The organism is Paracoccus sp. (in: a-proteobacteria) (genome assembly GCF_030604785.1).
In the GTDB taxonomy this organism is placed as follows: Bacteria; Pseudomonadota; Alphaproteobacteria; order Rhodobacterales; family Rhodobacteraceae; genus Paracoccus.
This window is the reverse complement of record NZ_JAUVVF010000066.1, coordinates 1-9,156: the sequence shown is the minus strand read 5'-3', so window position 1 is coordinate 9,156 and position 9,156 is coordinate 1. Positions and strand designations below refer to the sequence as shown.

General features: G+C 66.8%; 8 protein-coding genes. All 8 read right to left on the bottom strand.

Annotation, left to right across the window (positions count from 1 at the left end):
• Positions 1-1,592: ATP-dependent helicase (locus tag QAR72_RS15130; RefSeq protein WP_304618208.1), on the bottom strand; the 1,592-nt coding region annotated here is incomplete at its 3' end.
• Between the two features lie 160 nt (positions 1,593-1,752).
• A complete protein-coding gene (folE2, locus tag QAR72_RS15125; protein ID WP_304618207.1) occupies positions 1,753-2,730 on the bottom strand; it encodes a GTP cyclohydrolase FolE2 in 978 nt (325 codons plus the stop codon).
• Positions 2,731-2,831: 101 nt separating this feature from the next.
• Positions 2,832-4,016, bottom strand: coding sequence for an O-succinylhomoserine sulfhydrylase (metZ, locus tag QAR72_RS15120; protein WP_304618206.1), 1,185 nt, complete (start codon positions 4,014-4,016; stop codon positions 2,832-2,834).
• Positions 4,017-4,111: 95 nt separating this feature from the next.
• Positions 4,112-4,318, bottom strand: a complete 207-nt coding sequence (locus QAR72_RS15115) for a YgaP family membrane protein (RefSeq protein WP_304618205.1) — start codon at positions 4,316-4,318, stop codon at positions 4,112-4,114.
• A 57-nt stretch (positions 4,319-4,375) separates the two neighbouring features.
• Positions 4,376-5,701, bottom strand: coding sequence for a sigma-54-dependent transcriptional regulator (locus QAR72_RS15110; RefSeq protein WP_304618204.1), 1,326 nt, complete (start codon positions 5,699-5,701; stop codon positions 4,376-4,378).
• Positions 5,702-5,722: 21 nt separating this feature from the next.
• Positions 5,723-7,438, bottom strand: a complete 1,716-nt coding sequence (locus QAR72_RS15105) for a sensor histidine kinase (protein ID WP_442953587.1) — start codon at positions 7,436-7,438, stop codon at positions 5,723-5,725.
• Positions 7,439-7,623: 185 nt separating this feature from the next.
• Positions 7,624-8,292, bottom strand: a complete 669-nt coding sequence (gene purQ, locus QAR72_RS15100; protein ID WP_304618203.1) for a phosphoribosylformylglycinamidine synthase subunit PurQ — start codon at positions 8,290-8,292, stop codon at positions 7,624-7,626.
• A 162-nt stretch (positions 8,293-8,454) separates the two neighbouring features.
• A partial coding sequence (locus QAR72_RS15095) for an NADP-dependent isocitrate dehydrogenase (protein ID WP_304618202.1) occupies positions 8,455-9,156 on the bottom strand: 702 nt, incomplete at its 5' end.

Here is a 9,156-nt window from a genome sequence, read left to right as displayed (position 1 = left end):
TTCTGCCACATCGCGGTATAGCCGGATTCGTCCAGAAGACGCTCGGCCAGTTCGACATGGCCGGCCCCGTCGCGCACCGCCATATGCGACCGCCCCATCAGGCCCACGAAGTCGCGCAGATTGGCGCCGCCCTTGCCGCCCAGATGCCCCTCGTCCACGGCCAGCTTCGCCGCCGCCAGCAAGGACAGGCCGTGATCGCGCGCCAGCCGCTGGATCGTCTGCACCGCCTTGTCGCCAAGGCCGCGCTTGGGCGTGTTCACCACCCGCTCGAAGGCCAGATCGTCCTCGGGGCTGACCGCCAGCCGGAAATAGGCCATGGCGTCGCGGATTTCCTGCCGCTCGTAGAAGCGGGGGCCGCCGATGACGCGATAGGGCAGCCCGATCGTCATGAACCGGTCCTCGAAGGCCCGCATCTGGTGCGAAGCGCGGACAAGGATCGCGATGTCGTTCAGGCTGACCCGGCCAAGCGCGGCGCGGTGCCCGCCCTGAAAGGCCTCGATCTCGTCCCCGATCCAGCGCGCCTCGGCCTCGCTGTCCCAATGGCCGATCAGGCGCACCTTCTCGCCCGGCTCGGCATCGGTCCACAGCGTCTTGCCCAGTCGTCCCCGGTTCGCCGCGATCAGCCCGGAGGCCGCGCCCAGGATCTGCGGGGTCGAGCGGTAGTTCTGCTCCAGCCGGATCACCTCGGCGCCCGGAAAATCTTTTTCGAAGCGCAGGATGTTGCCCACCTCGGCGCCGCGCCAGCCATAGATCGACTGATCGTCATCGCCCACGCAGCAGATGTTGCGATGGCCCTGCGCCAGCAGCCGCAGCCACATGTATTGCGCGATGTTGGTGTCCTGATACTCGTCCACCAGGATGTAACGGAACCGCTCCTGCCATTGGCGCAGCACGTCGGGATGCGCCTGGAACAGTGTCACGCAATGCATCAGCAGGTCGCCGAAATCGGCGGCGTTCAGGGTCAGCAGCCGCTCCTGATAGGCGGCGTAAAGCTTGCCGCCCTGCCCGTCGAAGGCCTCTCCCTCGCCGCGCGGCAGGTTGGCGGGCGTCAGGCAGCGGTTCTTCCATCCGTCGATCAGATGCGCCAGCTGTCGCGCGGGCCAGCGTTTTTCGTCGATGTTCTCGGCTGCGATCAGCTGCTTCAGCAAGCGGATCTGGTCATCCGTGTCGAGGATCGTGAACGAGGGCTTCAGATGCACCTGTCCGTTGCCGATCAGCTCGGCATGGCGGCGCAGGATCTTGACGCTGATCGAATGGAAGGTGCCCAGCCAGGGCATCCCTTCGACCGTCTCGCCCAGAAGCCGGGCGATGCGGTCCTTCATCTCGCGCGCGGCCTTGTTGGTGAAGGTCACCGCCAGCACCTGCGAGGGCCGGGCGCGGCCCAGCATCAGCAGATGCGCGATCCGCGTGGTCAGCGCGCGGGTCTTGCCCGTCCCCGCCCCCGCCAGCATCAGGACCGGCCCGTCCAGCGCCTCGACCGCCGCCCGCTGCGAGGCGTTCAGCCCCTCAAGATAGGGGGCAGGCCGCGCCGCGATGGCACGGCGCGACAGCGGCACGGCCGCCAGATCGTCGGAATCGTCCAGATGATTCATCCCGCCACCATAAGCGCGCAACCCCGGCAAGAAAAGCCCGATGTTCGCTATCCGTTCCAGAGCTGGGCCCCATGACGCCCGGTGCGTCAGGGGGTCCGGGGGGCGAAGCGCCCCCGGCGGGGGGTGCGGGGGGCTGGCCCCCCGCCGTGGCGGGACGCGTTCAGGCGCGCAGGCCCGCGAAGGTCATCGGGTCCAGCGAGACCTGCGCAAAGGTCGGCCCCCGCGTCAGCAGGCTGACCGCGTCATGCGAATGCAGCGATTCCTGATGGCTCGCCACGACACGGAAATCGCCCACGCGGCTGTCGGCCATCAGCTGCCCCGCAAAGGCACGCACGGCATCCTCGACAAAGATCGGATGCGCGGCATTCAGTTCGGCGAAGGCCTGCTCGTCCTCGCGCTTGACCATGACCTGCGTCTCGGTCGGCACGGCGCGGCGGCACAGCTCGATCACGTCCTCGATCCACAGCCGCTCGGGCCCCGCCATCACCAGCGAGATCCGCGCGATCGAGCGCTGCGAATGCGGCGTGGCCAGACGTCCGCGCACTTGCCGCGCATGTTCGGACAATTCCAGCGAACAGGGGCAGGTCGAGGAATAGACGTAATCCAGATGCATGTTCCGCAGACGCTGGCCGTTCTGCTCGACCACCTCAAGCGCGACATCGTAATACTGCCAGCCCGACAGGCCCGACCGCAGGCTGTCCACCTTCATCGGATACGAGAACTTCATCTGGATCCGCGCATCCAGCGCGTCCAGATCGGCCTTGTAGGTCTCCAGGGCGGCCTCCAGCACCGACAGGCTGAACAGCGTCTCGGAATGGCCATAGAAGGACCGCATGATCCGGGACATGTTGATGCCCTTGCGGTCGGCCTCCAAGCTGACGCTGCCGGTGACGCTGGTCTCCAGCGTGATCTCGCCCCCGGCACCGCCCGCATCGGGGCGTGTCAGATAGCGGATCGGCAGCCGGAAGTTCGAGATCCCGACATGCTGGATGGGTGCATGGGCGCCCACGATCAGGCTGGCCGGGCCGTTCTGCAGGTCGGGCAGGCTGTCCTTGTAGGCCTGATCGACAGTGAAACCGTCGTCGTAATGGCGGGCAAGGGCAGGATAGGCGGGGGTCAGGGGACGGATCTCGGTCATGGTACCTCCGGCGATGTCGGGTTGATATAGATCAACCGCGGCCGTTGATAAGGGCTGCCGCGCGAAACACAGTCACGTGAACGCGCGACATAATGATGCACTCAGCCAAGCGCCTGCGACAGGTCGTCGATCAGGTCGCGGGCATCCTCCAGCCCGACGGACAGCCGCACGAGGCCGGGCGTGATGCCCAGATGGGCCTTGTCGACATCCGACAGGCGCTGATGCGTCGTCGTCGCCGGATGCGTGGCGATGGATTTGGCATCGCCCAGATTGTTCGAGATGCGGATGATCCGCAGCCGGTTCAGCGCCGCAAAGGCGGCCTCCTTGCCGCCCGCGACCTCGAAGGCGATCATGGTGCCGCCCGACCCCATCTGCGCCATCGCCAGATCATGCTGGGGGTGATCCGGCAGGCCCGGATAGATGACCCTGCTCAGCCGCGGATCGCCATGCAGCGCCGCCGCCACCGCAGCCGCGCTTTCGGCCTGGGCCCGCACGCGCAGATCCATCGTCTGCAACCCGTTCAGCATGATCCAAGCGTGAAAGGGGCTGATCGCGCCGCCGGTATGCTTCAGATAGGGCTCGACCACCTCGCGCACGAAATGCCGCGTGCCACAGATCACCCCGGCCAGCGCGCGCCCGCCACCATCGATATGCTTGGTCGCGGAATAGACCACGACATCGGCACCCTGCTCGACCGCGCGCGAAAAGACCGGCGTGGCGAAGACGTTGTCCACGATGACCGTCGCCCCCGCCGCGTGGGCCAGATCGGCCACGGCGCGCAGGTCGATCACCTCGAGCGTGGGGTTCGAGACGCTTTCGAAAAACACCGCCCGCGTGCCGGGACGGATCGCGGCGCGCCACTGGTCCAGATCGGTGCCGTCCACATAGCTGACCTCGACCCCGAACTTCGCCAGCAGCTCCAGCACGTAAAGGCAGGATCCGAACAGCGCCCGCGCCGCGACGACGTGATCGCCGGGCTTGCACATGGCGAACATCGCACCGTTCACGGCGGCCATGCCGCTGGCCGTGGCAAAGGCGTCCTCGGTCCCCTCCAGCGCGGCGATGCGGTCCTCGAACATGCGGCTGGTGGGGTTGCCGTAGCGGGCATAGATGAATTCGTCCGGCCCCGTCTGCTGAAAGCGCGCCTCGGCGGCTTCGGCGCTGTCATAGACGAAGCCCTGGGTCAGAAAGATCGCCTCGGCCATCTCGCCATACTGGCTGCGCCGGCTGCCGTGATGGACCGCCTGGGTGCGGGGATGGGGCGTCTTGTCGTTCGCTGCGCTCATGGGCTGACTCCTGCTGCGGATTGCCGGTTACAAGGCGCATCCGTCCATGGCAAGCCCGCCGGCCCCAAGGCCATCCCTTCGCCCTAGTCCGGTCGTCAGCGACCGGCGCGCGGCGTGCAGGTATTGATGCCCAGCATGGTGTAGATCGGGCAGTACCGCACCGCCCCCGTCGCAAGCGGCACGATGCCCAGCAGATAGAGCCAGCGCAGCTCGGCGCCGCTGTTCAGCACAAAGCCCGCCAGCAAGGCAAGCCCCAGAACCAGCCGCAGGATGCGGTCGAGACCGCCGACATTGCAGGTCATGGTCACTCTCCGTGATACATTCGACAAAAAGAATATATCATGGAGCCACCGCGCCGCCTACAGGTAATCGCCGCGCTGAAGGCCGTATTTCGCCATCTTCTCGTTCAGGGTCCGGCGCGGCAGGCACAATTCCTCCATCACGGCGGCAATGCTGCCCTTGTGGCGGCGCATCGTGTTGTCGATCAGCATCTTCTCGAAGCTTTCGACATATTCCTTCAGCGGCTTGCCTTCGGTCGTGGTCGCCTCGGGCGTCTCGTCGCCATCCGCCATCAAGAGCGACGCGATCGAGCCGGAGCCGCGCCGGTTCTGCAGCACCGCGCGTTCCGCCACGTTGATCAGCTGGCGGATATTGCCCGGCCACGGCGCCTGCAGAAGCTGCGCGGCCTCCTGCGCGCTGACCTGGGGCGGCTCGCAGCCATATTCCTCGCTGAACTGCTCGGTCATGCGGGTGAAGAGGACCAGGATATCCTCGCCCCGGGCGCGCAGCGGGGGCAGCGTGATCTTCAGCGCGGAGAGGCGGTAGAACAGGTCCGGACGCAGCGAATCCTCGGCCCGGCGCCCCTCGCCCCGCGCATTCGAGATGGCGATGATCCGCGTCTCGGCGGGCGTGCCCTGATCGCTGATGAAGGCCAGAAGCCGCGCCTGCAGCGGCTCGGACATGGCCTCGACATCCTCGAGGCACAGCGTGCCGCCACGTGCCTCCTCGACGGCGGGCAGGCCGTCATCCAGCGGGCCGAAAAGCCGCGCGGCCAGCGTCTCGTCGTCATAGGCCGCACAGGAGATCGGCACGAACTTCTTCGAGGCGCGCGGCCCTACGGCATGCAGCGCATGGGCGACCAGCGTCTTGCCGGTGCCGGTCTCGCCGTCGATCATCACATGGCCGTCGGCCTGGCCCAGATCCAGGATGTCCTCGCGCAGGCGCTCGATCACGGGGCTGGTGCCGATCAGCTTGGACATGACCTGCTGGCCCTCGGACAGGTCGCGGCGCAGGGCGCGGTTGTCCAGCGTCATGCGCCGCATCTGCGTGGCCTTCTTGGCCAGCTGGGTCATCCGGTCGGGGTTGAAGGGCTTTTCCATGAAATCCATGGCGCCGATCCGCATCGCCTCGACCGCCATCGGCACGTCGCCATGACCGGTGATCATGATGACGGGCAGGCTGCTGTCCAGCCCCATCAGCCGTTTCAGGAACGCCATCCCGTCCATGCCGGGCATGCGGATGTCGCTGACCACCACGCCGGGCCAGTCCGGACCGATCACCTTCAGCGCATCCTCGGCGCTGGAATAGGTCTCGGTCTCGAACCCCGACAGGACCAGCCATTGGCTGATCGATTCGCGCATGTCCGGTTCATCGTCCACGATGGCGATCTTCAGCTTGCGGGACATCTGCGATCCTCTCTTCCTGCTCTATTCGGCCGCCAGCGGCTGCCGGGGTCGGCCCGGCACATGCAGCGGCAACTCGACGCGGAACACCGCGCCGCCTTCGGTTTCGTTATGCGCGGTCAGCCGGCCCCCGAAATCCGCCACGATGGAGGATGAGATCGCAAGGCCCAGCCCGGTTCCCTCGCCCGGCTTCTTGGTCGTCCAGAAGGGTTCAAACAGCTTTTCCAGGTCAGAGACACCCGGCCCGTTATCGCGCACCGACACATAGGCGTGAGCGCCGGCCTCGACGCTGATCTCGATCCGCGCGTCGCGCCGGTCGCGCAGCGCGTCGATGGCATTGCGAAGCAGGTTGATCAGCACCTGTTCCAGCCGGATGCGGTCGGCCAGCACCATCACCCGCTCGCGCGGGACGTTGCGAATGATGCGGATCGGGCGGGTGCGAAGCTGCGGCTCCATCATGGTCAGCGCACTGCTCAGCGCGGCGCGCAGATCCACCGGTTCGAACGCCTCGCCGCCCTTTCGGGCATAGGATTTCAGCTGCCGCGTGATCGCGCCCATCCGGTCGATCAGGTCGTCGATGCGCTGGAACGAGGACAGCGCCTCTTCGGGGCGGCCCCGCTGCAGCAGGAGCCGCGCGCCCGCCAGATAGGTCTTCATCGCGGCCAGAGGCTGGTTCAGCTCGTGGCTGACGCCCGCCGACATCTCGCCCAAGGCCGCCAATTTCGACGATTGCTGCATCGTCTGCTCGGCCACGCGCAATTCCTTCTGCACGCGCTCGCGTTCGGCGATCTCGCGGGTCAGGCGGGCGTTCAGGGCGCGCAGATCGGCGGATTCGCGCATATAGGCCTGCGATTGCAGCCGCGCGCGCCGCGACAGCATCCAGAAGGCGCCCGCCAGCAGGATCGCAAAGCCCATGATCTGCAGCGCGAGGATCGCGTTCACGCGCTCGCGCACCGACGAATAGGCGGTGAAGCTGATCATCCGCCAGCCGCGAAACGGCACCCGCGCCTCGGACCGCATCACGGCGCGGCCCAGCAGATAGGCGTCGGCGGGCTGGCTGGTCCAGTCGGCCGTCACCTGAAAGGCCCGCTGGATGGCCGAGGGCGCGGACCGCACCGCCAGCGCCTCGGACAGGGTCAGGCCGCGCCAGCGCGGCTCGGTCGTCAGGATGATCTGGCCTTCGCTGTCGGTCACGGCGACGGCGTCCGAGATGCCCGCCCAAGACCGTTCGAGCCGCGTCAGATCCGCGCCGACCACGATCACGCCAAGCGTGCGCCCATCGGCCACGACCGCGCGGGAATAGCTGAAATCATAGGCGCCCGATGCCTGTTCCGAGACGGTGAAGACCGTATCGCGCGACCGCAGCGCCTCGACGAAATAGGGGGCGGCGGACATGTTGGCGCCGATCTGGTAGCGGTCGGTCGAGCCGACCACCCTGCCCGACCCGTCCAGAAGCCGGATCGAGGCTGCGCCGATCTCTTTCTGCGCGGTCATCAAACGGGCCGATGTGGTCGAGAAATCGTTGCCCGTCAGCGCCCCGATCAGCGCCGGATCGCGCGCGAGAAGCAGCGGCACGACGGAATTGCGCTGCAATTCCGACATCAGGTTCCCGCTGTAAAGCGCCAGACGCAGTTCCGACCGGACGCGGGTGTTTTCCGAGAAACGCTCGGTCAGCCAGGCGTTGGTGAACCAGATCGAGGCGCCCGCCGCCGCCAGCAGCAGCACAAGCCCCGCGCGCAGCCACAGGACCGACCAGCGCCGCCTCTTGCGCAGGGCCGGGCTGTCGCCCTCGATGTCTTCGCCAATGTCCAAGCGCCGGTCCATCCGATCACGCACGCCGCGCCACCCTTGTGACATTGCGGCAGAATTGGCGCAATCTACGCCCAACGCGCCCCGCGCTCAAGCCGCAGGGCGCGGCGCCCGCCTCACGCCAGCGCGAGGCGCCCGACCAGCCCCGCGAACAGGGCGGCGCCATCCGTGCCGCCCAGGGCCGCATCGGCTGCGCGTTCGGGATGGGGCATCATGCCCAGCACGCGGCGATTGGCCGACAGCACGCCCGCGATATCCGCGACCGAGCCGTTGATGGCCGGCGCATAGGTAAAGGCGACGCGGTCCTGATCGCGCAGTGCGGCCAGCCCCTCGGCGTCGATCTGGTAATTGCCGTCATGATGGGCGACCGGCACGCTGATCTGCTGGCCGGCCTGATAGCCGGCGGTAAAGGCGCTGTCGGTCGTCTCGACCCGCAGGGCGGCGGGTTTGCACAGAAAGGTCAGCCCCGCATTGCGCATCAGCGCGCCCGGCAAAAGGCCCAGTTCGGTCAGGACCTGAAAGCCATTGCAGATGCCCAGCACGTAGCCGCCCCGTTCGGCATGGGCACGCAGGGCGGGCGCGATGGGTGAATGCGCCGCGATGGCGCCGCAACGCAGGTAATCGCCATAGGAAAAGCCGCCCGGAACCGCGACCAGATCCAGCCCCTGAGGCAGGCTGCTGTCCTTGTGCCAGACGCGCTGCACATCGGCCCCCGCCTGTTCCAGCGCAACCGCCAGGTCGCGGTCGCAATTCGATCCGGGGAAAGTGACGACAGCGGCTTTCATCTGCGGCTCCTGTGCTGGGATGGGCGCGCCATAGCGCAGCTTGGCCGCCAAAGAAAGGGGGCGCTGCCGCCATGGCCCGCCTCGGACGGTCCGTCGGGGGATGTCCGGATGACGAAGGGCGGAAATGGAAGGGGCCGGGCGATTGCCCGGCCCCTGTCCCGATCAGGCCAGAGCCTTGTTCAGGTATTCGTCGACCTTTTCCAGATAGCCCATCGTGGTCAGCCATTTCTGATCCGGGCCCACCAGCAGGGCGAGGTCCTTGGTCATGTGGCCGTCTTCCACGGCGCGAACGGTGACCTTTTCCAGCGTCTGGGCAAAGTTCATCAGCGCAGTATTGTCGTCCAGCGTGGCGCGGTGCTTCAGGCCGCCCGTCCAGGCAAAGATCGACGCGATCGAGTTGGTCGAGGTCGCGTTGCCCTTCTGATGCTCGCGGTAATGGCGCGTCACGGTGCCGTGGGCGGCTTCCGATTCCACGATCTTCCCGTCCGGCGTCATCAGCACCGAGGTCATCAGCCCGAGGCTGCCGAAGCCCTGTGCGACGGTGTCCGACTGCACGTCGCCATCGTAGTTCTTGCAGGCCCAGACATAGCCGCCCGACCATTTCATTGCCGATGCGACCATGTCGTCGATCAGGCGATGCTCGTAATGGATGCCGGCCTTCTTGAACTGGTCCTCGAACTCGGCCTCGTAGATCTCCTGGAAGATGTCCTTGAAGCGGCCGTCATAGGCCTTCATGATCGTGTTCTTCGTGGACAGATAGACCGGGTATTTCCGCATCAGGCCGTAATTCAGCGAGGCGCGGGCGAAATCGCGGATCGAATCGTCCAGGTTGTACATCGCCATGGCGACACCGGCCGAGGGCGA

What these genes read in the sequence shown, in the direction of transcription:
- QAR72_RS15115 (WP_304618205.1), bottom strand. Translation starts at nt 4,318, where the DNA reads ATGACCTGCAATGTCGGCGGTCTCGACCGCATCCTGCGGCTGGTTCTG.
- metZ (WP_304618206.1), bottom strand. Translation starts at nt 4,016, where the DNA reads ATGAGCGCAGCGAACGACAAGACGCCCCATCCCCGCACCCAGGCGGTC.
- purQ (WP_304618203.1), bottom strand. Translation starts at nt 8,292, where the DNA reads ATGAAAGCCGCTGTCGTCACTTTCCCCGGATCGAATTGCGACCGCGAC.
- folE2 (WP_304618207.1), bottom strand. Translation starts at nt 2,730, where the DNA reads ATGACCGAGATCCGTCCCCTGACCCCCGCCTATCCTGCCCTTGCCCGC.
- QAR72_RS15110 (WP_304618204.1), bottom strand. Translation starts at nt 5,701, where the DNA reads ATGTCCCGCAAGCTGAAGATCGCCATCGTGGACGATGAACCGGACATG.